This is a genomic window from Pseudomonas sp. NBRC 100443, from assembly GCF_030268185.1.
Taxonomy (GTDB): Bacteria; Pseudomonadota; Gammaproteobacteria; order Pseudomonadales; family Pseudomonadaceae; genus Pseudomonas; species Pseudomonas citronellolis.
This window is the reverse complement of the sequence record NZ_BSQE01000018.1, coordinates 1-22,905: the sequence shown is the minus strand read 5'-3', so window position 1 is coordinate 22,905 and position 22,905 is coordinate 1. Positions and strand designations below refer to the sequence as shown.

At 67.9% G+C, this 22,905-nt stretch carries 24 protein-coding genes; 12 read left to right on the top strand and 12 right to left on the bottom strand.

The annotated features are described in order from the left end of the window. Positions 1-288 precede the first annotated feature (288 nt). Positions 289-1,152 (top strand): carboxylate/amino acid/amine transporter, encoded by an 864-nt coding sequence (locus QSJ95_RS22075; RefSeq protein ID WP_285645336.1) that lies wholly within the window; start codon positions 289-291, stop codon positions 1,150-1,152. Further along, complete coding sequence (gene rarD / locus QSJ95_RS22070) at positions 1,149-2,060, top strand: EamA family transporter RarD (RefSeq protein WP_285645335.1); 912 nt, start codon at positions 1,149-1,151, stop codon at positions 2,058-2,060. The genes QSJ95_RS22075 and rarD overlap by 4 nt, the downstream gene beginning before the upstream one ends. Positions 2,061-2,260: 200 nt before the next feature. Here rarD and QSJ95_RS22065 read toward each other — a convergent pair whose 3' ends face one another. The 5 genes from QSJ95_RS22065 to QSJ95_RS22045 all read right to left on the bottom strand — a co-directional run bounded on the left by QSJ95_RS22065 (position 2,261) and on the right by QSJ95_RS22045 (position 6,842). Beyond that, positions 2,261-2,863 carry a C40 family peptidase gene (locus QSJ95_RS22065; RefSeq protein ID WP_009623631.1) on the bottom strand — a complete coding sequence of 201 codons (603 nt, stop codon included), beginning with the start codon at positions 2,861-2,863 and terminating at the stop codon, positions 2,261-2,263. Positions 2,864-3,231: 368 nt separating this feature from the next. Then, positions 3,232-3,360 (bottom strand): NUDIX hydrolase, encoded by a 129-nt coding sequence (locus QSJ95_RS22060; protein WP_009623629.1) that lies wholly within the window; start codon positions 3,358-3,360, stop codon positions 3,232-3,234. Then, a complete protein-coding gene (locus tag QSJ95_RS22055; RefSeq protein WP_009623626.1) occupies positions 3,357-3,887 on the bottom strand; it encodes a dihydrofolate reductase family protein in 531 nt (176 codons plus the stop codon). Before QSJ95_RS22055 ends, QSJ95_RS22060 begins: the two co-directional genes overlap by 4 nt. 117 nt (positions 3,888-4,004) lie before the next feature. After that, entirely contained in the window at positions 4,005-5,315 is a 1,311-nt protein-coding gene (locus QSJ95_RS22050; RefSeq protein ID WP_285645333.1) for a mechanosensitive ion channel family protein, read from the bottom strand. A 162-nt stretch (positions 5,316-5,477) separates the two neighbouring features. After that, positions 5,478-6,842 (bottom strand): MFS transporter, encoded by a 1,365-nt coding sequence (locus tag QSJ95_RS22045; RefSeq protein WP_285645332.1) that lies wholly within the window; start codon positions 6,840-6,842, stop codon positions 5,478-5,480. 134 nt (positions 6,843-6,976) lie between these two features. Between QSJ95_RS22045 and QSJ95_RS22040 the strand changes: the two genes are divergently transcribed. Then, on the top strand, positions 6,977-8,341 hold the full coding sequence (locus QSJ95_RS22040; RefSeq protein WP_135499908.1) for a DEAD/DEAH box helicase: 1,365 nt from the start codon (positions 6,977-6,979) through the stop codon (positions 8,339-8,341). Positions 8,342-8,578: 237 nt separating this feature from the next. Here QSJ95_RS22040 and QSJ95_RS22035 read toward each other — a convergent pair whose 3' ends face one another. Next, positions 8,579-10,399, bottom strand: coding sequence for an acyl-CoA dehydrogenase C-terminal domain-containing protein (locus tag QSJ95_RS22035; RefSeq protein ID WP_285645326.1), 1,821 nt, complete (start codon positions 10,397-10,399; stop codon positions 8,579-8,581). A gap of 143 nt (positions 10,400-10,542) precedes the next feature. Between QSJ95_RS22035 and QSJ95_RS22030 the strand changes: the two genes are divergently transcribed. From QSJ95_RS22030 to QSJ95_RS22015, 4 genes are all read left to right on the top strand, one after another. Continuing rightward, a complete protein-coding gene (locus QSJ95_RS22030; protein WP_009623615.1) occupies positions 10,543-10,959 on the top strand; it encodes a MarR family winged helix-turn-helix transcriptional regulator in 417 nt (138 codons plus the stop codon). Positions 10,960-11,033: 74 nt separating this feature from the next. Then, complete coding sequence (locus QSJ95_RS22025; RefSeq protein ID WP_285645455.1) at positions 11,034-12,230, top strand: MFS transporter; 1,197 nt, start codon at positions 11,034-11,036, stop codon at positions 12,228-12,230. Further along, a complete protein-coding gene (locus QSJ95_RS22020) occupies positions 12,227-12,349 on the top strand; it encodes a hypothetical protein (protein WP_263866500.1) in 123 nt (40 codons plus the stop codon). The genes QSJ95_RS22025 and QSJ95_RS22020 overlap by 4 nt, the downstream gene beginning before the upstream one ends. A 58-nt stretch (positions 12,350-12,407) precedes the next feature. Continuing rightward, the gene (locus QSJ95_RS22015) at positions 12,408-12,962 is read left to right on the top strand and encodes a glutathione peroxidase (protein WP_009623611.1); all 555 of its coding nucleotides are present in this window, start codon (positions 12,408-12,410) and stop codon (positions 12,960-12,962) included. A 476-nt stretch (positions 12,963-13,438) separates the two neighbouring features. Here the strand turns inward: QSJ95_RS22015 and QSJ95_RS22010 are convergent, their stop codons facing one another. The 3 genes from QSJ95_RS22010 to QSJ95_RS22000 all read right to left on the bottom strand — a co-directional run bounded on the left by QSJ95_RS22010 (position 13,439) and on the right by QSJ95_RS22000 (position 16,476). Beyond that, positions 13,439-14,716 (bottom strand): outer membrane protein transport protein, encoded by a 1,278-nt coding sequence (locus QSJ95_RS22010; protein WP_069861198.1) that lies wholly within the window; start codon positions 14,714-14,716, stop codon positions 13,439-13,441. Positions 14,717-14,891: 175 nt separating this feature from the next. Continuing rightward, entirely contained in the window at positions 14,892-15,371 is a 480-nt protein-coding gene (locus QSJ95_RS22005) for a hypothetical protein (RefSeq protein WP_009623606.1), read from the bottom strand. A gap of 250 nt (positions 15,372-15,621) precedes the next feature. Then, positions 15,622-16,476, bottom strand: a complete 855-nt coding sequence (locus QSJ95_RS22000; protein ID WP_285645321.1) for a sulfurtransferase — start codon at positions 16,474-16,476, stop codon at positions 15,622-15,624. A gap of 106 nt (positions 16,477-16,582) precedes the next feature. Here QSJ95_RS22000 and QSJ95_RS21995 point away from each other — a divergent pair, with 106 nt between their 5' ends. Continuing rightward, positions 16,583-17,380, top strand: a complete 798-nt coding sequence (locus tag QSJ95_RS21995; RefSeq protein ID WP_285645319.1) for a lysophospholipid acyltransferase family protein — start codon at positions 16,583-16,585, stop codon at positions 17,378-17,380. 6 nt (positions 17,381-17,386) lie between these two features. On the opposite strand, the gene QSJ95_RS21990 is transcribed toward QSJ95_RS21995, so the two are convergent. Further along, positions 17,387-18,445 (bottom strand): SMP-30/gluconolactonase/LRE family protein, encoded by a 1,059-nt coding sequence (locus tag QSJ95_RS21990; protein ID WP_285645453.1) that lies wholly within the window; start codon positions 18,443-18,445, stop codon positions 17,387-17,389. 134 nt (positions 18,446-18,579) lie between these two features. On the opposite strand from QSJ95_RS21990, the gene rnd reads away from it, so the two are divergent. From rnd to QSJ95_RS21975, 3 genes are all read left to right on the top strand, one after another. Continuing rightward, positions 18,580-19,719 (top strand): ribonuclease D, encoded by a 1,140-nt coding sequence (gene rnd, locus QSJ95_RS21985; RefSeq protein ID WP_043300128.1) that lies wholly within the window; start codon positions 18,580-18,582, stop codon positions 19,717-19,719. Beyond that, entirely contained in the window at positions 19,716-20,009 is a 294-nt protein-coding gene (locus tag QSJ95_RS21980) for a YcgL domain-containing protein (RefSeq protein ID WP_043312776.1), read from the top strand. Before rnd ends, QSJ95_RS21980 begins: the two co-directional genes overlap by 4 nt. A gap of 228 nt (positions 20,010-20,237) precedes the next feature. Then, positions 20,238-21,170, top strand: a complete 933-nt coding sequence (locus tag QSJ95_RS21975; protein WP_009623594.1) for a D-2-hydroxyacid dehydrogenase — start codon at positions 20,238-20,240, stop codon at positions 21,168-21,170. A 32-nt stretch (positions 21,171-21,202) separates the two neighbouring features. Here the strand turns inward: QSJ95_RS21975 and QSJ95_RS21970 are convergent, their stop codons facing one another. Continuing rightward, entirely contained in the window at positions 21,203-21,796 is a 594-nt protein-coding gene (locus QSJ95_RS21970; RefSeq protein WP_009623593.1) for a nitroreductase family protein, read from the bottom strand. 211 nt (positions 21,797-22,007) lie between these two features. Here QSJ95_RS21970 and QSJ95_RS21965 point away from each other — a divergent pair, with 211 nt between their 5' ends. After that, entirely contained in the window at positions 22,008-22,457 is a 450-nt protein-coding gene (locus QSJ95_RS21965; protein ID WP_009623592.1) for a YcgN family cysteine cluster protein, read from the top strand. Between the two features lie 114 nt (positions 22,458-22,571). Here the strand turns inward: QSJ95_RS21965 and QSJ95_RS21960 are convergent. After that, positions 22,572-22,905, bottom strand: a 334-nt coding sequence (locus QSJ95_RS21960; protein ID WP_285645310.1) for a transposase, incomplete at its 5' end; no start/stop codon positions are given.

Here is a 22,905-nt window from a genome sequence, read left to right as displayed (position 1 = left end):
GGGCGCGACGCCCGGTCGACGCACTTCCCCCCTGCGAATGTCGACCGGGCTTTTTCTTTGCCGGGGTTCGCGATGACATGGGGCGCCGGCCCTGCCGGCGGGATCGCGGATGAATCCTATCCACGTCGTTCCCATGTAGGAGCGCGCCCTGCGCGCGAATCGCGGGCAGGGCCCGCTCCTACAGGCCGACGCTGAACCTCCCGTTCATGCCGGACAGTACCCTGGCCCTTTCTTCGCCCCGGCAAAACCGCTATGTTCCACGCCCCTTTTCGGTGCGCCTGTCCGGTCATGCCTTACCTGCTTTTCGTAACCGTCCTCTGGGCGTTTTCCTTCAGCCTGATCGGTGAATACCTCGCCGGCCAGGTCGACAGCTATTTCGCCGTGCTCTCCCGGGTGCTGCTGGCCGGCGCGGTGTTCCTGCCGCTGACGCGCTGGCGCGAGGTGGCGCCGCGCTTCATCGGCGGGGTGATGCTGGTCGGCGCGCTGCAGTTCGGCATCACCTACGTCTGCCTGTACCAGAGTTTCCGCGTGCTGACGGTGCCCGAGGTGCTGCTGTTCACCGTGCTCACGCCGCTGCACGTGGCGCTGATCGACGACGCCCTGAACCGCCGCTTCAACCCCTGGGCGCTGCTGGCCGCGGCGGTGGCCGTGCTGGGCGCGGCGATCATCCGCTACGATGGCGTCAGCGGCGACTTCGTCGAAGGCTTCCTGCTGCTGCAACTGGCCAACGCCACCTTCGCCGCCGGCCAGGTGCTGTACAAGCACCTGGTGGCGCGCTACCCGTCGGACATCCCGCAGTACCGCCGCTTCGGCTACTTCTTCGTCGGCGCGCTGCTGGTCGCGTTGCCCGGCTGGATGCTGCTGGGCAACCCGGCCAAGCTGCCGACCACCGAGGTGCAGTGGCTGGTGCTGCTGTTCATGGGCCTGCTGGCCACTGCCCTTGGGCAGTTCTGGTGGAACAAGGGGGCTACCCTGGTAGATGGCGGCACCCTGGCGGTGATGAACAACCTGCACGTGCCGGTGGGGCTCCTGATCAACCTGCTGATCTGGAACGAACATGCCGACCTGGTCCGCCTGGCCCTGGGCGGCGGGGTGATAGTGGCGTCGCTCTGGGTGAACCGCCTGGGGCTGGCGCGGAGGGCCGTGGCATGAACATTTCCGGTCGCGGCGTCGTCCTCTCCCTGGCCGCCTCGGTGCTCTTCGTCACGCTGCCGGGCTACCTGCGCTGGCTGGCGCCGCTGGACAGCATCCAGATCGTGGCGCACCGGGTGGTCTGGTCGATCCCCATGGTCCTGCTGCTGGTGGCCTTCACCGGCCAGGGCGGCGTATTGCGCGAGGCCGGCCGGCGCCTGCTGCGCGAGCGCTGGCTGCTGCTGTGCTTCCCGCTGAGCGCGGCGATGATGCTGGTGCAGTGGGGTGTGTTCATCTACGCGCCCATGGTCGGCCAGACCCTGCAGCTGTCCCTGGGCTACTTCCTGCTGCCGCTGACCATGGTGCTCTGCGGCCGGCTGTTCTACGGCGAGCGCCTGACGCCGCTGCAGGGCATCGCCGTGGCCTGCGCGCTGGTCGGCGTGCTCCACGAACTGTGGCTGACCCGCGCCTTCTCCTGGTTCAGCCTGATCACCGCCCTGGGTTATCCACCGTATTTCATGCTGCGCCGGCGCATGGGCGTGGACGCGCTGTCCGGCTTCGTCTTCGAGATGCTGGTGCTGCTGCCCTTCGCCCTGTGGACCATCTGGCACTTCGGCGACCTCCAGGTGTTCGCCGAGACGCCGCGGCTGTGGGCGCTGCTGCCGATGTTGGGGCTGATCAGTGCCCTGGCCTTCGCCGCCATGATGGCCTCCAGCCGGCTGCTGCCCATGGGGCTGTTCGGCATCCTCAGCTATGTCGAGCCGATGCTGCTGTTCCTGCTGGCGGTGCTGTTCCTCGGCGAGGCGTTCCAGCCGCAGCAGTTGTGGACCTACGGGCCGATCTGGCTGGCCATCCTGCTCACCGGCTGGGACAGCGCGCGGCTGCTGCGCAAGCAGGCGCGGCGCGAGCGGCGGGGTGGTGGGGTGTGATGAGGCATGCTTTCAGCCACGCCATTTCAATGTAGGAGCGCGCCCTGCGCGCGATTCGCGGGCAGGGCCCGCTCCTACAGCCCTGCCCAACCGTGGGGCGAATAACCGTTCGCGGTTATCCGCCGTTGGCCCCGCGCCCATGAAAAACGCCGTTTTCCCGGGCAGGGAAAACGGCGTCCTTGTTCTTGCGGCGCGGGCCCTTACTCGAAGCGATTGCCCGGCAGGTCGGCCTTGGCCAGGGTCTCCGGCAGCACGCGCTTGGCCGCCAGGTAATGGCGTTGCCAGTACTTGTCGTTGAGGTTGGCCACCTTCACCCGCTGCCCGCGGCGCGGGGCGTGGACGAAGCGGTCGTTGCCGACGTAGATGCCCACGTGGTCGACGTTGCGGCTGCGGATGCGGAAGAACACCAGGTCGCCGGGCTGCAGGTCGCGGCGCGCCACCTTGGGGTTGCTGCTCTGGTAGATGGCCCGGGCGGTGCGCGGCAACTCGACGTCGTCGACGTCGCGGAACACGTACTTGACCAGGCCGCTGCAGTCGAAACCCTTGGGCGAGGTGCCGCCCCAGCGGTAGGGCGTGCCGATCATGCTGAAGGCGCGCTGGGTGACCTGGTGGGCGTCACTGGGCTGCTGCTTCGCCGGTTGGGCGATGCTCAGCAGCTCCTTGCCCTGTACCGGGACACGGAGTTCGAGAGGGGCGGGCGCGTAGGAACGCGAGGCCCGTGGGGAAGCTTCCACCCCGGTTACAACGGCGGCCAAACTGGCTGCCAAGCCTATGGAAAGGCATGTCAAAAGGGTACTGCGCATTCGGCATGTCTTCTTTCTGGTTGTGGATGTAACCCAGACTCCGCTGGATCGCCGTTGCTCTTCGGCGGGCGATGGTTTCCTTTGGTCCGCGAAAAATTCCGCGCATTCTGACCGACTTTTCGTGACAGTGTTTTGACCGTCCGTCGCTTGTGGGGAGCGCCGTGTGACTCGACGGGCATTCGGTGACATGTGTTCGGACTGCCCGGTCGGGCGCCGACCTTATAGCCGAAAGCCCTATGCCAGGCGGGTTGCCGGGAGATGGCCAGGGTTCGGGCGAGGGTGACCGGAAGGGGGCGGGAAGGGCGTGGAGTGGGACCTGATGTCGCAGGGAAAAACCCGACGAAATGCAGGTCCTCTGACGATTTCCGTCAGTCGGCGAGGTGTTCGCGTAGCGCCGGCAGGACTTTTTCGCGCAGCAGCGGCGCCAGCGGCTCGGGGTGGCGGCCGTCTTCCAGCCAGGCCAGCTCTTCCGGTTCGGCGGCGGCGCGGGGGCTCACTTGAGGACCTGGTAGCGCACCTGCACGATGCCGCTGGGGAAGCTGCGCTGTTCCAGCAACTGCAGGCGCCGTTCGAGCCCGATGCCGAACAGCGGGATGCCGGCGCCGAGCAGGTGCGGAATGATGCTGACGATCACCTCGTCGAGCAAGTCCGCCGCCAGGCAGTTGCCGGCCAGGCTGCCGCCGCCCACCAGCCAGATGCGCTGGCAGCCGCGGGCCTCCAGGTTGGCCAGGGCTTCGCTGGGCGGGCAGTGCTGCAGTTCCACCTGGGGCGAGGCCAGCGGCAGTTGGTTGGCGCGGGTGAGGACGATGGCCGGCTTGTCCGGGTAGGGCCAGTCGCCGAAGTCCAGGCATTGCAGGTAGGTGCCGCGGCCCATCAGCAGGCCGTCGATGCCGGCGTAGAAGGCTGAATAGCCATGGTCGTCGTCATGGCCGTCGAATGCGTCCAGCCAGTCGACGCTGCCGTCGGGGCGGGCGATGTAGCCGTCCAGGCTGCTGGCCACGTAATAGATGAGGGTGGCGGACACGGCGTTTCTCCGGGAAAGGCGCGCGGAAGCGCGCGCCTGCCTTGAGCATGGCACCGGCCAGGCGAGGCAGCCAGGCCGGGGGCTGTCGCCCGTCCGATCGGAGCCTGGCGCGGGTTCTCAGGCCTGTTCCATGTCCAGCGCCGGGTGGCGTTCGCTACGAGCCGCTGGCGTCGGCAACAGGCCCTGCAGCCCGCCACGCAGGTCCTGGCCGCTGGGCTGCTGGTAGACGCCCAGGCCGAACTCCGGCAGCACCGCCATCAGGTAGTCGAAGATGTCGCCCTGGATGCGCTCGTAGTCCAGCCACGCGGTGGTGCGGGTGAAGCAGTAGATCTCCAGGGGCACGCCCTCGGCGCCGGGCTGCAGCTGGCGGACCATGCAGGTCATGTGCGGATGGATGTCCGGGTGGGCCTTGAGGTAGGCCTCGGCGTAGGCGCGGAAGGTGCCGATGTTGGTCAGCCGGCGGCGGTTGGCCGACAGCGGCACGTTGCCGGCGTTGGCCTGGTTCCACTCGCTCAGCTCGTCCTGCTTGCGCCGCAGGTAGTCGGTCAGCAGGCGCACGCCGGACAGCCTCTGCGCCTCGGCCTCGTCGAGGAAGCGCACCTGGCTGGCATCGAGGTACAGGCTGCGCTTGATACGCCGCCCGCCGGACTGCTGCATGCCGCGCCAGTTCTTGAACGATTCGGACATCAGGCGCCAGGTGGGCACCGAGACGATGGTCTTGTCCCAGTTCTGCACCTTCACCGTGTGCAGGGTGATGTCCACCACGTCGCCGTCGGCGCCGACCTGGGGCATCTCGATCCAGTCGCCCACGCGCAGCATGTCGTTGCTGGTCAGTTGCACGCTGGCGACGAAGCTCAGCAGGGTGTCCTTGTAGACCAGCAGCAGGACCGCGGACATGGCGCCCAGGCCGGAGAGCAGCAGCATCGGCGAGCGGTCGATGAGGATCGACACCACCACTATGCCGCCGAAGACGAAGAGGAACAGCTTGGCCAGTTGCACGTAGCCCTTGATCGAGCGGGTGCGGGCGTGCTCGGTGCGCGCGTAGATGTCCAGCAGAGCGTCGAGCAGGGCGCTCAGGGCCAGCAGCAGGAACAGCGCGGTGACCGCCATGGCCAGGTTGCGCAGGAAGGCCTCGGGCCTGCCGGCCAGGTTGGGGATCAGCACCAGGCCGAACTGCACCACCAGCGACGGCACGGTCTGCGCCAGGCGCTGGAACACGCGGTTGTCGCGCAGGTCGGCGAGCCAGCTCAGGGCCGGCTGGCGCGCCAGCAGGTCGGCCGCGCGGCGGACCAGGAAGCGGGCCAGGCGGCCGACGATCCAGGCCACTGCGAGGAGGATGACGAGGCCGAGGGCGGCGCTGGTCAGCGGGTGTTGGTCGAGCAGGGCCCAGTAGCCCTGGAGGGTGGCGAGGGGAGAGGAAAGGTCCATAGGCCGGAAACATCCTTTGGATCGGGGCGCCAGTGCGGGGTGGCGCGTGGTGCGGAGGCTACGGGGTAGCCGCGAAGGCCCGGCCGCAGTGGCCGGGATGAGCGCGGCATTGTAACGGCAGGCTAGCGGCAGGGCCGAGCAGGATATTTCCGAAATGTAACCTCAGCCCGCCAGCTCCTCCAGGGTGCGCCCGCGGGTCTCGATGCCGAAGCCCCAGACCACCGCCGCGGCGACCAGGAAGCACAGCGCGCCGAGGGTGAACACGCCGCCCTGGCCGGCCACCGGCAGGACCAGGCCGCTGACGGTGGGCCCGAGCAGCGAGCCGACGCGCCCCACCGCCGAGGCGAAGCCCGAGCCGGTGGCGCGCGCCGAGGTGGGGTACAGCTCCGGAGTGTAGGTGTAGAGCACCGCCCACATGCCGAACAGGAAGAACTGCATGGCCAGGCCGAAGCCGATCAGCAGCGCCAGGCTGCCGCCGAACACCGCGGTCTGGCCGTAGGCGTAGGCCATGGCGCCACCGCCCAGGAGCATCAGCACGCAGCTGGGCTTGCGGCCCCAGCGCTCCACCAGCCAGGCGGCGCAGAGGAAGCCGGGGATGCCGGCCAGGGAGATCAGCACCGTGTAGTACACCGACTGCGTCACGGCGAAGCCGGATTGCTGCAGCAGGGCGCTGAGCCAGGAAGTCAGCCCGTAGAAGCCGAGCAGGGCGAAGAACCACAGGCTCCAGACCGTCAGGGTGCGGCTGCGGTAGGCCGGCGACCAGAGTTCGGCGAAGGCGCTGAAGAAGCCCGGGCGGTTCGGCTCGGGGCGCGCCAGGGCCTGCGGCTCGGGCAGGCTGGATAGCTTCAGCGAGGCTATCACCCGCGCCTCGATGCGCTGCAACGAGCGCTCGGCCTTGTCCGCCAGCCCGGCCTGTTCCAGCCAGCGCGGCGATTCCGGGACCATGAAGCGGATGGCCAGGACGAACAGGGCGGGGAAGGCCAGCAGCAGGAACAGGCTGCGCCAGCCGGCCGCCGGCAGCACGAAGTAGGACAGGCAGCCGGCGGCGATGAAGCCCAGCGGCCAGAAGCCGTCCATGAGGGCGATGTAGCGGCCGCGGGCTCTGGCCGGGATCATCTCCGAAAGCAGCGACTGGGCGATGGGGAATTCCATGCCCATGCCGATGCCCAGCAGCACGCGGTACAGCGTCAGGCTCTGCACGTCGCCGGCGGTGGAGCACAGGTAGCTGGCCAGGCCCCAGAGCACGATGCTCCACTGGAACACCGGCTTGCGCCCGAAGCGGTCGGCGAGCATGCCCGACAGCGCCGCGCCCAGGACCATGCCGAAGAAGCTGGAGCTGGCCAGCAACCCGGCCTGGGCGCTGGACAGGCCGAACTCGGCTTTGATCGAGCCGAGCAGGAAGGTCATCATCGCCAGGTCCATGGAGTCGAAGAAGAACGCCAGGGCGATGATCACGAAAATCAGCCGGTGGTAGGGGCTCAGCGGCAGGCGCTCGAGGCGCTCGGCGGCGGTGGGGCGATGCGGCATCTCGACACTCCTTAGGCTGTCCTGCGGCCAGTCTGGGACGGGCCTGCGCGGCGGACTTGCCCGAGGGCGACACGGGGCGTGCGGATCGCGACCGGCGAATAAAACCTGCTTTCGGGCGCGGCAACCGTTAGGCTATGCAGCTATTTGGTCTTTTCGTCTTCCCGAGGTTTGCCTTGTTCGCCCAATTCGCCCTCCACGAACGCCTGCTCAAGGCGCTGGAAACCCTGTCCTTCACCGAGCCGACCGCCGTCCAGGCCGCGGCCATCCCGAAGGCGCTGGAGGGCCGCGACCTGCGCGTGACCGCGCAGACCGGCAGCGGCAAGACCGCCGCCTTCGTGCTGCCGCTGCTGCACCGCCTGCTCAGCGAGGAGAAGCCCAAGACCGGCGCCCGCGCGCTGATCCTGCTGCCGACCCGCGAGCTGGCCCAGCAGACCCTCAAGGAAGTCGAGCGCTTCGCCCAGTTCACCTTCATCAAGGCCTGCCTGATCACCGGCGGCGAGGACTTCAAGGTGCAGGGCGCGCGCCTGCGCAAGAACCCGGAGATCATCATCGGCACCCCCGGCCGGCTGAACGAGCAGTTCAACGCCGGCAACCTGCCGCTGGGCGATGTCGAGGTGCTGGTGCTGGACGAGGCCGACCGCATGCTCGACATGGGCTTCGCCGAGGACGTGCTCAAGCTTGCCGGCGCCTGCCCGGCGCAGCGCCAGACCCTGCTGTTCTCCGCCACCGCCGGCAGCGGCCTGCACGCGATGGTCGAGCAGGTCCTGCGCGAGCCGGAAAGCCTGCAGCTGAACCGCGTCAGCGAGCTGAACGAGGACATCGCGCAGCAGGTCATCTTGGTCGACGACAACGCCCACAAGGAAGCCATCCTGCACTGGCTGCTGGAGAACGAGACCTTCGAAAAGGCCATCGTCTTCACCAACACCCGCGTCCAGGCCGACCGCCTGACCGGCCGGCTGATCGCCGCCGGGCACAAGGTCTTCGTGCTGCACGGCGAGAAGGACCAGAAGGACCGCAAGCTGGCCATCGAGCGCCTGAAGCAGGGCGCGGTGAAGATCCTCGTCGCCACCGACGTGGCCGCCCGCGGCCTGGACGTCGAGGGCCTGGACCTGGTGCTGAACTTCGACATGCCGCGCCGCGGCGACGAGTACGTGCACCGTATCGGCCGCACCGGCCGCGCGGGCGAGGCCGGCCTGGCCATCTCGCTGGTGTCGCACAGCGACTGGAACCTGATGTCGAGCATCGAGCGCTACCTCAAGGTGCGTTTCGAACAGCGCACCATCAAGGAGCTCAAGGGCAGCTACAAGGGGCCGAAGAAGGTCAAGGCCTCGGGCAAGGCCGCCGGCACCAAGAAGAAAAAGACCGATTCCGGCAAGAAGGCCGGGGCCAAGCCCGCCGCCAAGCGCAAGCCGGCGAACAAGCCGAAGGCGGCGCCCTCGTCGGTGGTCAGCAACGACGGCATGGCGCCGCTCAAGCGCAAGAAGCCGGCTGCCGAGTAAGCCGTAGCCCGCGCGGGCCCTGCCCGCGATCGCGCGCAGGGCGCGCTCCTACAGGTTGACGCCGACCTTCTCGCGCACGCCGAACAGCCCCGTAGGATGGGTTGAGCGAAGCGATACCCATCGCCATGGCAGCATGGGTTTCGCAAGCTCAACCCATCCTACGAAGAGCGCCTCGGCGTAGTTTGCGCCAGGGCTTTTCGTAGGAGCGAGCTCCCGGGACCTGGCGGACGTCCCGGTTCACTCGAAGGCGAAATGCTCCGCCTTCAGCCCCATCACCGAACGCACCGGCTTGCCCATGGCCGCCGCGTGGCCCTTGGCGCGGGGCAGCAGGCGGGCGAAGTAGAAGTCGCTGGTGGCGATCTTGGCCTTGTAGAAGTCGCTGGACTCGCTGCCGCCCTGGCGCAGGCGCTTGCGGGCCGTGGCTTCCTGCAGCGCCCAGGCGTAGGCCAGGGCGACGTAGCCGGAGAACATCAGGTAGTCGTGGCTGGCGGTGCCCACCAGGTCGCGCTGCTTGCGGGCGCTCAGGGCGATGCGCAAGGTCAGCAGGTTCCATTGCGCGCACAGTTTCAGCAGCGTCAGCGCGCGGCCGCGCATGGCCGGTTCTTCCTTGAGCAACCCCGTGGCGAATTTCGCCACGATCCTGGTGAAGTCGCGCACCGCCTTGCCCTGGGTCATCAGCAGCACCTTGCGCCCGAGCAGGTCCAGGGCCTGGATGCCGGTGGTGCCTTCGTAGAGCGTGGCGATGCGCGCGTCGCGGACGATCTGTTCCATGCCGTGCTCGCGGATGTAGCCATGGCCGCCGAACACCTGCATGCCCAGGTTGGCGCTCTCCAGGCCCAGCTCGGTGAGGCAGCCCTTGAGGATCGGGGTGAGGAAGCCGAGCTTGTCGTCCCAGCGCTCGTACTCGGCGTTGTCGTTGGTCAGCAGGCCCTGGATCATCTTGTCGGCGTACTGCGTGGCCAGGTAGACCAGCGCGCGGCCGCCCTCGGCCACGGCCTTCTGCGTCAGCAGCATGCGCCGCACGTCGCCGTGGTGCATCAGGCTGTCGGCCACCTGTTCCGGTTCCTTGGCGCCGGACAGCGCGCGCATCGAGCGGCGCTCGCGGGCGTAGGCCAGGGCGCCCTGGTAGGCCAGCTCGGCGGTGGCCACGCCCTGGATGGCGGTGCCGATGCGCGCGCTGTTCATGAAGGTGAACATGCATTCCAGGCCCTTGTTCGCCGGGCCGATGAGAAAGCCCGTGGCGCCGTCGAAGTTCATCACGCAGGTGGCCGAGGCCTTGATGCCCATCTTCTTCTCCAGCGCGCCGCAGACCACGCCGTTGCGCGGGCCGAGGCCGCCGCCTGCGCCGGGCAGGAACTTGGGCACGATGAACAGCGAGATGCCGCGGGTGCCCCTGGGCGCGTCGGGCAGGCGGGCGAGGACGATGTGCACGATGTTCTCGGTGAGGTCGTGCTCGCCGGAGGAGATGAAGATCTTGCTGCCGGTGATGGCGTAGCTGCCGTCGGCCCTGGGCTCGGCGCGGGTCTTCACCTGGCCGAGGTCGGTGCCGCACTGCGGTTCGGTGAGGCACATGGTGCCGCCCCAGCGGCCTTCGGTGAGGGGCGTCAGGTAGGTGCGCTTCTGCTCCTCGGTGCCGTGCTGCATCAGGGTGTTCATGGCGCCCAGGGACAGCCCCGGGTACATGGAGAACGGCCAGTTGGCGGTGCCGAGCATCTCCTGCTTGAGCGCGCCCAGGCTCATCGGCAGGCCCTGGCCGCCGTATTCCACCGGGTGCGACAGGCCTTGCCAGCCGCCGGCCACGTAGGCGTCGTAGGCTTCCTTGAAGCCCTTGGGCGTGCGCACCTCGCCGTTCTCCAGGTGGCAGCCTTCCTCGTCGCCGGAGTGGTAAAGCGGGGCGATCACTTCCTCGCAGAGCTTCGCGCATTCGCCGAGGATGGCGTCGACCATGTCCGGCGTGGCCTCGGCGCCGTTGATCAGGTTGCGGTAGTGCTCGGGGAAGTCGAAGACCTCGTTGAGCAGGAAGCGGGTGTCGCGCAGCGGGGCTTTGTAGACGGGCATCGCGGTGATCTCGGAAGGACGGTGGCGCAGTTATACGGCCGCGCACCCGGCCTGGCCTTGGCAGCGGCAACAGCCGGCGCCTGGCAGATCGGACAATCGACCGCGATTGACCTTCACGGGTATCGCGGGTATATACACGTATCATGCTGACCACCCAATGCCTCTGCACCCAGCTGCGCCGCGCCGCCCGAGGTGTCACCCGCGTCTATGACGATGCCCTGCAGGGCATCGGGCTAACGGTCGCGCAGTTTTCCCTGCTGCGCCACCTGGCGCGCCTGGAGCGCCCGAGCATTTCCGAACTGGCCGAGGCCATGGGCCTGGACCGCAGCACCCTGGGGCGCAACCTGCGGCCGCTGCAGGCCGAGGGCCTGGTGGAGCTACAGGGCGATGTCGGCGACCAGCGCAACCGCCTGGTGCTGCTCACCGCCGCCGGGCGCGAGCGCCTGGAGCAGGGCGCGCAGCCCTGGGAAGCGGCGCAGCGGCGGATGTACGAACGCCTCGGGGTGGAGCGCCGCGAGCAGCTGATGGCGCTGCTGGGGGAGTTGGAAGCCCTCGATTGAACGCCCTGCCAAGGCGTTCGTATGGATGAATGCGGGTATATACCCCTGTTGGAGCGAGAAGAACAATGTCCAAGCTGTCGCGTGCGGGTTTCTGGATACTGCTGTCCGGCGCCCTGATCCTGGCCCTGTCCCTGGGCGTCCGCCACGGCTTCGGCCTGTTCCTCGCGCCCATGAGCGCCGAGTTCGGCTGGGGCCGCGAGGTGTTCGCCTTCGCCATCGCCCTGCAGAACCTCATCTGGGGCATCGCCCAGCCCTTCACCGGCGCCCTGGCCGACCGCTTCGGCGCGGCGCGCGCGGTGCTGGTGGGCGGCCTGCTGTATGCCCTGGGCCTGGTCATGATGGGCTATTCGGACTCGGCAACCAGCCTGTCGCTGTCCGCCGGGCTGCTGATCGGCATCGGCCTGTCCGGCACCTCCTTCTCGGTCATCCTCGGCGCCGTCGGCCGCGCCGTGCCGCTGGAGCGGCGCAGCATGGCCATGGGCATTTCCGCCGCTGCCGGCTCCTTCGGCCAGTTCGCCATGCTGCCCGGCACTCTCGGCCTGATCGGTTGGCTCGGCTGGTCGGCGGCGCTGCTCGCCCTCGGCCTGCTGGTGGCGCTGATCGTGCCGCTGGCCGGGCTGATGCGCGACAAGCCGCTGCCGGTGCAATCCCATGAACAATCCCTGGGCGAAGCGCTGCGCGAGGCCTGCGGGCATTCCGGTTTCTGGCTGCTGTCGCTGGGCTTCTTCGTCTGCGGCTTCCAGGTGGTGTTCATCGGCGTGCACCTGCCGGCCTACCTGGTGGACCGCCACCTGCCGGCCACCGTCGGCACCACGGTGCTGGCGCTGGTGGGGCTGTTCAATGTGTTCGGCACTTACATCGCCGGTTGGCTCGGCGGGCGCTTCAGCAAGCCGAAGCTGCTGACCGGGCTGTACCTGATCCGCGGCCTGGTGATCCTGGCCTTCCTCTGGGCGCCGCTGACGGTGTGGACGGCCTACGCCTTCGGCATCGCCATGGGCCTGCTGTGGCTGTCCACGGTGCCGCTCACCAATGGCACCGTGGCCACCCTGTTCGGCGTGCGCAACCTGTCGATGCTCGGCGGCATCACCTTCCTGTTCCACCAGATCGGCGCCTTCCTCGGTGGCTGGCTGGGCGGCTACGTCTATGACCACACCGGCAACTACGACCTGGTCTGGCGGATCGCCATTCTCCTCTCGCTGCTTGCCGGCCTGCTCAACTGGCCGGTGCGCGAGCGCCCGGTGGCGCGCCTGGGCGCCGCGGAGGCGGCGTGAGGCCGCTATTGCGCCTGGGCGCGGCCGTGCTGGTCGCGGCGCTGCTGGGCCTGGCCTGGTGGGGTTGGCGGCATGGCGGCCTGGCGCTGCTGCAGGCCGGCCTGGGCCATTGCTTCTGAGGATTGCCGCGGGCGGGGCAGGGGAGTAGCGTCCTTCGATCGAAGAAGGAGAATCGCCATGTCCCGCTACCTGTTCCTTGGCCTGCTGTGCTGCCTGCCCCTGGCCGCCCAGGCTGCCGACTGCCCGCCGCTGCTGGCGCAGCAGGGGCACCTGCAGAAGCTGCGCTCGAAGGTCGACCTCGACCTCTGCGGGCTCTACGCCGGCAAGCCGCTGCTGGTGGTCAACACCGCCAGCCACTGCGGCTTCACCCCGCAGTTCAAGGGCCTGGAGGCGATCTACCAGCGCTACAAGGGCCAGGGCCTGGAAGTGCTGGGCGTGCCCTCGGACGACTTCAAGCAGGAGGCCGACGACGCCGCCGAGACCGCCCAGGTCTGCTACGGCAACTACGGCGTGACCTTCAACATGACCCAGGTGCAGCCGGTGCGCGGCGACGACGCCATCCCGCTGTTCCGCGAGCTGGCGCGCCAGGCCGACCAGGCGCCGCGCTGGAACTTCTACAAGTACGTGGTGGACCGCCAGGGCAAGGTGGTGGCGCAGTTCCCCAGCCTGACCAAGCCGGACGATCCGGCCTTGCAGGCGGCTATCGAGAAGGCCATCGCCAGCCAGCCGTGAAGATGGAAGAGCCGGACGATGCTTGGTTCAGCGGAGGTGCCAAGCCTGGCTCCGCTCCCTCACCCCAGCCCTCTCCCGGAGGGAGAGGGGGCCGTTCGGAGTGGGCGGATAATGCAGCGTCAGCCGGCAAGTTCGTAGGGCGGATAACCGTTCGCGGTTATCCGCCGTTGGCCGTGCCGCCGGGGTGTCCGGCGTGGCCGGTGAGTCCAATCGCGGACGGAGTCCTACGGTTCCAGGAAGCACGGCTTTTCGTAGGATGGCGTTGAGCGAAGCGATACCCATCACCACGGCAGCATGGGTATCGCAAGCTCAACCCATCCTACGAAGAGCACCTCGGCGCAAGACAGTTGCTCCTGTGCCCGCGCTCGCCATCCCAAATGAAAAAATGCCGTTTCCCCCATGGAGAGAAACGGCATTCTTTTTAAGGAAACAGCATCAGGGCATCTGCCCGGCTCTTCCCCGTGCGCTGGCGCCTATCAGAAGCGATAGGTCACTTGCGCGGTCAGGCCGTTGGCGCTGTTGTCGTACTTGGCGCTGTAGGCCGGTTGCAGGCCGATGCCGGTGCCGTCCTTGACGTTGACGCTGGCGGTGTCTTCCCACAGGTAGGCGTAGGCGAAGTCGACGGTCAGGTCCGGGTTCGGCGACCAGCCGGCGCCGAAGGTGACGATCTGACGATCACCCACCGGGATGCGCACGTTGCGGTAGTCGTTGTCGGTCGGCGACGGGTCGTAGGCGTAGCCCGCGCGCAGCACCCATTCCGGGTTCAGCTGGTAGGACGCGCCGATCGAGCCGGACCAGGTGTCGTGCCACTTCAGGTCTTCGCCGATGGTGCCGAAGCCCAGTGCCTGGCCCAGGGCCGGTACGCCGCTGTTGCGCACTTCGATGGCTTCCAGGCGGCTCCAGCGGGTCCACACGGCGCCGATGTAGCCGGTCCACTTGTCGTTGAACTTGTGGGTGATGGAGGTATCCACGGACTCCGGCAGGGTGATGTCCAGCTTGGCGTCGTAGCTGCCGTTCAGGCCCAGGGCGCCAGGGGCGTTCTTGACCTTGGTGTGGCCGCCCAGGTGGTAGTCGACCTTGGAGTGGTAGGTCAGGCCCCAGGTGGTGTCGTCGGTCAGGTCGACCATCACGCCCAGGTTGTAGCCCAGCGCGGTGTCGTCGCCCTTGATGTCGATGTGGGTGTCGCCATTGCCGCCGTTGAGCGCATTGGTCGCCAGGTCGTTCTTCAACTGGCCGTCGATGCGGTTGAAGGTCGGGCCGAAGCCGACGGAGACCTTGTCGTTGATCTTGTAGGCGATGGTCGGCTGGACGGTGATCACCTGGACCTTGCTGTAGGAGCCGTGGTAGCTGCCCTGGAAGCCGTTCTCGTAGTCGTTGATGATGCCGTAGGGCACGTAGATGCCCAGGCCGACGGTGAAGTCTTCGTTGATCGGCGTGGAGAAGTAGCCGAACGGTACGGCAGCCAGGGGCACGGAATCGCCCTTGTTGGAGCCCGGGCCGGAAGCGCCGCTGATGTCGTCCTTGGCGTCGACGATGGCCAGGCCGCCGCTGACTTCGGTGCGCTTGAGCTTGGACAGGCCGGCCGGGTTGCCGTAGATGGTGCTGGCGTCGAGCGCGGAGGAGGCACGGCCCGCGTAGGCGGTGCCGGCGCCGCTGGCGCTTTGTTCGTTGATGGCGATGCCGTTGGCCAGGGCCTGGGCAGAGGCAGCGCTAATCGTCAGTGCGAGAGTGGTTTTGAGCCATGTTGTTTTCATTGTAAGAGCAACTCCTGTGGTCAACGGCGCGCAAGCTACCAAGATTCCCAGGCCTTTGGTAGTACCTCTGGGGGCTCTATATCGGGCATCTGCGCGTAAAGTACCGTCCTTGTGCGAGGTTTTCCCTTCGTTAATGTATGTAAACGAAAGTTGACTGATCGGTCATTGATCGTGGTCAGGCTGCGAGGAGCGAATCGCCGATGTACGCCTGCCAGGCGTCGAGGAAATCACGCAGGTGGCCGTGGGGCTGGAAGACCCGTCGCCAGACCCTGGCCTGGCCGAGGTGATCGCAGGCTTCGGGCAGTGGCAGGCGTTGGGATTCCACCAGCATCCAGGCGATGGCGGTGCTGTAGCGCAGGTTCACGGTCAGTTCCAGGTGCGGAGCGTCGAGGAAGGCGTGCTGGCTGGCCAGGCCGCGCACGCGGCTGGCGAGGTTCGGGTCCAGGGCCAGGTAGCGATCCCAGAGCTGTTGGTGGCGGTGTTCGTCGATGCGGAAAAGGCCGTGTCCGCGGCCGCTGTCCAGGCTGCTGCCAAGCGCCGATTGACAGGCCGCCGCTCCCAGCAACAGCGCCTCGGCCGCCCCGCTGTGACGTTCCAGGTACAGCAGGGTGGGCCGGATGACGTGCTGTCGCAGGTCGCAGGCGGCGATTCCCATGGTCTTGTCCCTCAATGAACGGCGGGGCTGGGCGTCTTGGCAGCTTCTGATGTTCTCCTGGGCCCCGCCGTAAGCGGACTTAGCCGCTCGATTTGAAGTGTAGTGCGATAAACCCGCTGTAAAGGACTGTTTTTAAATTGTTTTGACTTTCTGCAGCGCAGGCATATTCCTCGATGTGATTAACCGGGAATGGGTTACCGCGTCGGGAAAGGAGCCCCAGGCCGCGCCAGATGCGGCCTGGGGCGGCGTATCAGGCGCCGGTGGCCACCGGGTGCCGCGGGTCGGTGATCCACTCGCTCCAGGAGCCGGCGTAGAGACGGCCCAGGGGATAGCCGGCCAGGCTCAGGGCGAACAGGTTGTGGCAGGCGGTGACGCCGGAACCGCAGTAGGCCACCAGCTCCTGGGCCGGGCGGCCGCGCAGCAGGTGGGCGAAGCGCTGGTGCAACTGCGCCGGCGGCAGGAAGCGGCCGTCGCTGCCGAGGTTGTCGGTGAAGGCCGCGCATTGCGCGCCGGGGATGTGCCCGGCGACCGGGTCGATGGGCTCCACCTCGCCGCGGAAGCGCGGTTCGGCGCGGGCGTCGATCAGCGGCAGCTGCGGGTCGGCCAGCAGCGCCGAGAGTTCGCCTGCGTCGATCAGCAGGCCGTTGTCCGGCTCGCCGTGGAAGGCGCCCGTCGGCACCGCCGGCTCGGCGGTGGTCAGCGGCAGGCCGGCGGCGCGCCAGGCGTTCATGCCGCCGTCGAGCAGGTACACGCCGTCGCGCTTGCCCAGCCACAGCAGCAGCCACCAGGCGCGGGCGGCGAAAGCGCCGGGACCGTCGTCGTAGAGCACCACCTCGTCGCTGTTGTCCAGGCCCCAGGCGCGCAGGCGCTGGATCAGCGCGTCGGCGTCGGGCAGCGGGTGGCGGCCGGTCGTGCCCTTGACCACCGGGGCCGAGAGGTCGCGTTCGAGGTCGGCGTACTGGGCGCCGGGGATGTGGTTCTCGGCGAACGCGCGGGCGCCGTAGCCCGGGTCGTCCAGGGCGAAGCGGCAGTCGAGGATCAGCAGGCCGGGTTCGTCCAGGCGGGCTGCCAGTTGTTGCGGGCTGAGCAGGCGGGCGAGTGACATCGTGCGGGTTCCTGTGTCGTGACGGTTTCCTCGCGCATCATAAGGCTTGTGCAATGGAAAACGCCGGTTCGCGGCGGCTTTCTTCGATCCGATGGAGTTTTCGCCCATGTTCAGTCTGCAACCGGCGACCCAGGCGGCCTCGCGGGCGCGCGTCTGCGCCATCGCCCTGGCGACCGGCCTGATCACCCTCTACTACAGCCTGCTGGTGCTGTCCCTGGCCGCCATCGGCCGCCTGCGCCGCGAGCGCGTGGACCGCTACACCCGCCAATGGTCGGGCCTGCTGCTGCGCCTGGTGCGTATGCGCCTGAGCGTGCACGGGGCCATGCCGGACTTCGGCGACGGGCGGCGCTACATGATCCTCTGCAACCATTCCAGCCACTACGACATCCCGGCCAGCTTCGCCGCGCTGCCCGGCTCGATCCGCATGCTGGCCAAGAGTGAGCTGTACCGCATCCCTGTGCTCGGCCGGGCCATGCGCGCCGCCGAGTTCCCCTCCATCGACCGGCACAACAGCCAGCGCGCCCGCGCCGACCTGCAGCGCGCGCGGCAAATGATGGAGAGCGGCATAGTGCTGTGGGCGGCGCCGGAAGGCACCCGCTCGGACGACGGGCGCCTGCTGCCGTTCAAGAAGGGCTGTTTCCGCCTGGCCCTGGACACCGATGCGGTGATCATCCCGGTGGCCATCCGCGGCATCCACCGGGTGCTGCCGGCGCGCACCTTCGACCTCAACCTGGGCCAGCCGGTGGACCTGCTGGTGGGCCGCCCGGTGGACGCCGCGGCCTTCCGCGGGCAGGGCCTGGACGCCCTGATGGGCGAGGTGCGCGGGCGCATGCAGGAGTTGCTGGAGCCGGGCGCCGCGAAATGCGCCGAAGCGGCCCGCGAGGAGCCGCTGGCGCTGGGCTGAGGTGCTTCAGCGAATCTTCAGGCGGCCGATGCGGTCGTTTTCCAGGCTGCCGAAGTAGAGGTAGTCGCCCACCGGCTTGGCCGAGGTGATCATGCGCAGGTGCTGGCCGCTGGTGTCGTGCAGGCTGCGCACTATCTGGCCGTTCTCGTCCACGGCGATGACCAGGCCATAGGGCACCGGCTTGGGCAGCAGCGCGCGCGGCAGCTTGGTCAGCTGGCGCTTGAGCCAGGGTTGGCCGAGGATGAAGTCGGCGTCGGCCTTGCGCGGCGTCGGCAGGGCCACCCAGAAGGTGCCCTTGCGGTCGCCCTGGAGGTTGTCCGGCAGCCCCGGCAGGTTGTCGATGAAGATGTCCTGCTGCCCGGCCTTCGGGCCTTTCAGCCAGTAGCGGGCGATGCGGTAGCGGTAGGTCTCGTTGACCAGCACGAAGTCCTCGTTGGCCGACAGCGTCACGCCGTTGGCGAAGTACAGGTCCTTGAGCAGCGTCTCGGTCTTGCCGCTCGCCGGGTCGTAGCGCAGCAGGCGGCCGTGGGGGCGGGTCTCCAGGTAGTCGAGGATGTAGTCGGGCTGGTGGAAGCGGCTGGAGGCGTCGCTGAAGTAGATGCGCCCGTCGCTGGCGATGTCCAGGTCGTCGGCGAAGGCGAAGGGCACGCCGTCGGCCTCGGTGCTGAGCACCGTGATCTTGCCCTGCGCGTCGATCTTCAGCAGGCCCTTCCAGGCGTCGGCGACGATCAGGTTGCCCAGGGCGTCGAAGTCCATGCCCAGCGGGCGGCCGCCGGTCTCGGCGAAGGTGCTGACCTGGCCGTTGTCCAGGCGCACCACGCGGCCGTCGTCCAGGCCGGCGTAGACGCGGCCCTGGGCATCCACCGCGGTGTCTTCCGGGCCCTTCACCTGGCCCAGGCCGAGCAGCTCGGCCTTCATCAGGGTGTCGTTGGGTTCCAGCACGCCGGTCATCGATGGCGCCGGCGGCGGGTTCCAGGCCACGGGGTCGATGGGGCTGGGGGTGATGGCGAGGTAGACCGCGGCGGCGGCGATCAGCAATACCAGCAGGCTTGCGAATTTCTTCATCATGAAGGCTCTTGTCATGGGTCCTGGGGCAGGAAAGATAAGCCTTCGTTCGCGTCTGTACAGCCTTGTAGGCAAAAGCGGAATGCTCGGACATCATCCAGCCCGATATACTGCGCTCCACGTGAAGCAAGGAGATGTTCGTGAGCGCCCTCGATATCCGGTGGATCCGCGACGATGCCAGCCTGGCGCAGCAATGCCGGGACTGGAAACAAAGGCCGTACCTGGCACTCGATACCGAGTTCATGCGCGTCGATACCTTTTACCCCGAGGCCGGCCTGGTGCAGGTCGGTGATGGCGAGCGGGCGTGGCTGATCGACCCGCTGCTGATCCGCGACTGGTCGCCCTTCGCCGAGGTGCTGGAGGCGTCCTCGGTGGTCAAGGTGTTCCATGCCTGTGGTGAGGACCTGGAAGTCTTCCAGCGCCTGACCGGCAGCCTGCCGCAGCCGCTGTTCGACACCCAGCTGGCCGCCGCCTACCTGGGCATGGCGCATTCCATGGGCTACTCCAAGCTGGTGCTGGAAATCCTCGGCCTGGACCTGCCCAAGGACGAGACGCGTTCGGACTGGCTGCAGCGCCCGCTGACCGACATGCAGGTGCGCTACGCCGCCGAGGACGTGCAGCACCTGGCCGAGGTCTACGTGAAGCTGGCGCCGCGCCTGCCCGAGCACAAGCTGGCCTGGCTGCTGGCCGATGGCGCCGACCTGGTCGCCAACCAGACCCGCGTCAGCGACCCGCGCCAGGCCTGGCGCGACGTCAAGCTGGCCTGGAAGCTGGCCCCGCAGCAACTCGCCGTGCTGCGTGAACTCTGCGCCTGGCGCGAGGAACAGGCGCGCCTGCGCAACCAGCCGCGCAACCGCATCCTGCGCGAGCAGACGCTGTGGCCGCTGGCGCGCCTGCAGCCGAAGGACAAGCTGGCGCTGTCGCGCATCGACGAGATGCACCCGCGCACCGTGCGCCAGGACGGCGACACCCTGCTGGCGCTGCTCGCCCATGCCGCCGCGCTGCCCGCCGAGCAATGGCCCGAGCCGCTGCCCGAGCCGCTGCCGCGCGAGGTGGCGCCGCTGCTCAAGCAACTGCGCGAGGTCGGCCAGCGCGAGGCCGAGCGCCAGGGCATGGCCCCGGAGCTGATGCTGCGCAAGAAGATTCTCGAGGCGCTGCTCAAGACCGGCTACCCCGATGGCCCCTACCGCCTGCCCGATTCCCTGCAGGGCTGGCGCCGTGAACTGATGGGCCAGGCCCTGCTGGACTGCCTGGCCGCCCCGGAGAAACCATGAAACGCATCTGCTCCATCTACAAGAGCCCGCGCAAGAACGAGATGTACCTGTACGTCGACAAGCGCGAGGCCCTGAGCCGCGTGCCCGAGGCGCTGCTGGCGGCGTTCGGCGCGCCGCAGCACGCCTTCGACCTGGTGCTCAGCCCCGAGCGCAAGCTGGCCCGCGAAGATATCCACAAGGTGCTGGAGAACATCGAGAAGCAGGGCTTCCACCTGCAGATGCCGCCGGCGGAGGAGGAGTACATCGAGCACCTGCCCGAAGAGTTGCTACGCATGAACGATCCGTTGTAAGCGTCGAAAAGCCGTCGCTTTCGCGAATTGGTACGAAATTGCTGTGCAAGTTGTAGGCTCAAGAGCATTATTGCGTCAGAAATTGCCTGAGCAGGCGGAACGCCTGGGCTTCCTGCCGGTCTACAGGCCCTTCGTTCAACTCGCACAAAATCGCCGCTGCATGCAGGGACGATAACGACAATGCCAATCAACGTGCCTACGCCTTGCCACCCCGGTGCGATCTAGACCATGCGCCTGCTCATCCTCGATCGCGAACACACCCTCTACGCCGCGCTGACCATGGCTGCCGAGCCCGGTCTCAGCGTGGTATCCGGCGACAAACCCGACAACCTCGTCGAGGCCGCCGCCGAATGCCCGGTATGGCTGGGCGAGCCCGACCTGGTGGCGCAGCTGCTGCGCAAGGGCGTGCACCCCGTCTGGGTGCAGTCCACCTGGGCCGGCATCACCCCGCTGCTGGCCGACGACCTGCCCAAGGACTATGCCCTTACCCGCGCGGTGGGCATCTTCGGCCAGGTGATGAGCGAATACCTGCTGACCTACATGCTGGCCCACGAACGCCAGTTCCTCGGCCGCCTGGCCAGCCAGGTCGGCAGCCAGTGGGACGACCGCGCCCCCGGCAGCCTGCGTGGCCGCCACGTGCTGTTGGTGGGCACCGGCGAAATCGGCCTGGCCGTGGCGCACATGCTGGCGGCCTTCGGCGTCGAGCTGACCGGCGTGGCGCGCACGCCGCGGCCGCTGCAGCCGTTCCAGCGGGTGGGCGCGCTGGACGAGTTGCCGCGTCTGGTGGAAACCGCCGACTACGTGGTCAACCTGCTGCCCGACACCCCGGATACCCAGGACATCTTCGACCTGGCGCTGTTCCAGCGGATGAAGCCCTCGACGCTGTTCATCAACGCCGGGCGCGGTGTTGCGGTGGTCGATGCCGACCTGATCAGCGCCCTGGAAAACAATCGCCTGGCCGGCGCCGTCATCGATGTCTGCCGCCAGGAGCCGCTGCCGCCGCAGCACCCGTTCTGGAGCGCGCCGCGCCTGCTGCTCACCGGCCACACCGCCGCGCCGACACTGCCGGGGCCGATGGTGGAGCTGTTCCGCGAGAACCTGTCGCGCTTCTGGGCCGGGCAGCCCATGCGCGGCGAGGTGGACTTCACCCGCGGCTATTGAAAGTGGGCGCCCCGTGCGGGGCGCCCTGTCCCTCACAGGCTGAAATCGCCCTCGGCGGCCAGTTGCTCCAGCGGCCGGCGCGGGCTGGGGACTTCGCGCGCCTGCAGGCTTTCCGAGAGGATCGACTTGTCGCCGAGCCTGCCGATGGCGATGGCGGCGTGGATCTCGTGGTCGTCCGGTACCTTCAGTTCGACGCGGGTGGCCTCGCGGTCGAAGCCGGCCATGCCGTGGCTGTGCCAGCCGGCCAGGCTCGCCTGCAGGGCCAGGAAGCCCCAGGCCGCGCCGGTGTCGAAGGTGTGCCAGAGCGCCGGTTTCTCTTCGCTGGAGCCGGGCGGGGCGAAGGTGGTCTTGGACAGCACTATCACCAGCGCCGCGGCGTTCTGCGCCCAGCCGCGGTTGAACTCGCCCAGCAGGTCCAGGTAGCGCTGCCAGTTCGGCGTGTCGCGGCGCGCGTAGAGGAAGCGCCAGGGCTGCGAGTTGAACGAGGAGGGCGCCCAGCGCGCGGCTTCGAGGAAGCCCAGCAGGGTTTCCTCGGGGATGCTCTCGCCACTGAAGGCGCGGGGCGACCAGCGATTGATGAACTGCGGGTCGATGGGATAGTCGGCAACGCGGGGATTGGCGCTCATGGCGGCTCCTGCTGGCAAAGGGGGATGGTGCCGTGGACGGCTGGGCATCGCGGATCGTGGGTGAGGCGGCGGCCCGCTCGGGCCTGATGGTGGGGGAAAGCTACCCAGCCGCGCGGCCCCTGGCAAGCGCTCCGGCGGTCACCTGCGCTTGGCCGGCGCGGCGCCTGGGCATAGACTTGGCGCCCCCGTGAAAGCCCTACCTAGAAAAACGATGGCCGCCAAAGTCGAACCCTTCTGGAAACGCAAGACCCTCGAACAGCTCGACCAGCAGGAGTGGGAGTCGCTGTGCGACGGCTGCGGCCTGTGCTGCCTGCAGAAGCTCGAGGACGAGGACGACGGCACCGTCTACTACACGCGCATCGCCTGCAAGTTGCTGGACCTGAAGACCTGCCGCTGCACCGACTACGCCAACCGCCGCGCCAGCGTGCCCGACTGCATCCAGCTCACCCCGGCCCAGGCCGACGAGTTCCGCTGGCTGCCGCCGACCTGCGGCTACCGCCTGGTGGCCGAGGGCAAGGACCTGCCGCTTTGGCATCACCTGGTCTGCGGCGATCCCGATGCGGTGCATCATGAGCGGATTTCGCAGTCGGGGCGGATGCTCAGCGAGACTGTGGTGGCTGAGGATGACTGGGAAGAGCATCTGATCTTCCGGGCGGGGTGAGGTTGCTGGGCGGGAATTGATTTTCGTGGGAGCGAGCTTGCTCGCGAATCTTGTCCCTTCGCGCTTCCCTTAACCTCGTTATTCCCGCGAATGCGCACTACTGTCCGGCACGCCTCATGCTATTAACAGCTGCCCCTGACGCAGGTTGATCTCGCGTATTCGCTCCTGCCGTCGTCGGTAACGTTCGGCCTCCAGGCCAGGACGCTGAAACAGCGTCGCCTGCACCTCCACCATCAGCATCCACAGGCTTTGCCGCGTACCCGTCCTGCGTTGGTAAAGGTTCAGCAGCAAGTAGCTGATCAGCGCACAGAGAATCTGGATGCGCACGGCATTCTCGCTACGGCCCAGGAAACGCCTGACCTTCAGGTGTTGCTTGATCCATTTGAAAAACAGCTCGATCCGCCAGCGATCCCGATAGCGCTCGGCGATTTCTGCCGCCGGGCTGCTC

Coding starts and splice junctions, on each gene's coding strand:
- QSJ95_RS22045 (WP_285645332.1), bottom strand. CDS start 6,842: ATGCCGCATCGCCCCACCGCCGCCGAGCGCCTCGAGCGCCTGCCGCTG.
- QSJ95_RS21980 (WP_043312776.1), top strand. CDS start 19,716: ATGAAACGCATCTGCTCCATCTACAAGAGCCCGCGCAAGAACGAGATG.
- QSJ95_RS21965 (WP_009623592.1), top strand. CDS start 22,008: ATGGCCGCCAAAGTCGAACCCTTCTGGAAACGCAAGACCCTCGAACAG.
- QSJ95_RS21975 (WP_009623594.1), top strand. CDS start 20,238: ATGCGCCTGCTCATCCTCGATCGCGAACACACCCTCTACGCCGCGCTG.
- QSJ95_RS22050 (WP_285645333.1), bottom strand. CDS start 5,315: ATGGACCTTTCCTCTCCCCTCGCCACCCTCCAGGGCTACTGGGCCCTG.
- rarD (WP_285645335.1), top strand. CDS start 1,149: ATGAACATTTCCGGTCGCGGCGTCGTCCTCTCCCTGGCCGCCTCGGTG.
- QSJ95_RS22030 (WP_009623615.1), top strand. CDS start 10,543: ATGCTGACCACCCAATGCCTCTGCACCCAGCTGCGCCGCGCCGCCCGA.
- QSJ95_RS22040 (WP_135499908.1), top strand. CDS start 6,977: ATGCAGCTATTTGGTCTTTTCGTCTTCCCGAGGTTTGCCTTGTTCGCC.
- QSJ95_RS22075 (WP_285645336.1), top strand. CDS start 289: ATGCCTTACCTGCTTTTCGTAACCGTCCTCTGGGCGTTTTCCTTCAGC.
- QSJ95_RS21970 (WP_009623593.1), bottom strand. CDS start 21,796: ATGAGCGCCAATCCCCGCGTTGCCGACTATCCCATCGACCCGCAGTTC.
- QSJ95_RS21995 (WP_285645319.1), top strand. CDS start 16,583: ATGTTCAGTCTGCAACCGGCGACCCAGGCGGCCTCGCGGGCGCGCGTC.
- QSJ95_RS22035 (WP_285645326.1), bottom strand. CDS start 10,399: ATGCCCGTCTACAAAGCCCCGCTGCGCGACACCCGCTTCCTGCTCAAC.
- QSJ95_RS22000 (WP_285645321.1), bottom strand. CDS start 16,476: ATGTCACTCGCCCGCCTGCTCAGCCCGCAACAACTGGCAGCCCGCCTG.
- QSJ95_RS22005 (WP_009623606.1), bottom strand. CDS start 15,371: ATGGGAATCGCCGCCTGCGACCTGCGACAGCACGTCATCCGGCCCACC.
- rnd (WP_043300128.1), top strand. CDS start 18,580: ATGTTCGTGAGCGCCCTCGATATCCGGTGGATCCGCGACGATGCCAGC.
- QSJ95_RS22065 (WP_009623631.1), bottom strand. CDS start 2,863: ATGCGCAGTACCCTTTTGACATGCCTTTCCATAGGCTTGGCAGCCAGT.
- QSJ95_RS22015 (WP_009623611.1), top strand. CDS start 12,408: ATGTCCCGCTACCTGTTCCTTGGCCTGCTGTGCTGCCTGCCCCTGGCC.
- QSJ95_RS21990 (WP_285645453.1), bottom strand. CDS start 18,445: ATGAAGAAATTCGCAAGCCTGCTGGTATTGCTGATCGCCGCCGCCGCG.
- QSJ95_RS22010 (WP_069861198.1), bottom strand. CDS start 14,716: ATGAAAACAACATGGCTCAAAACCACTCTCGCACTGACGATTAGCGCT.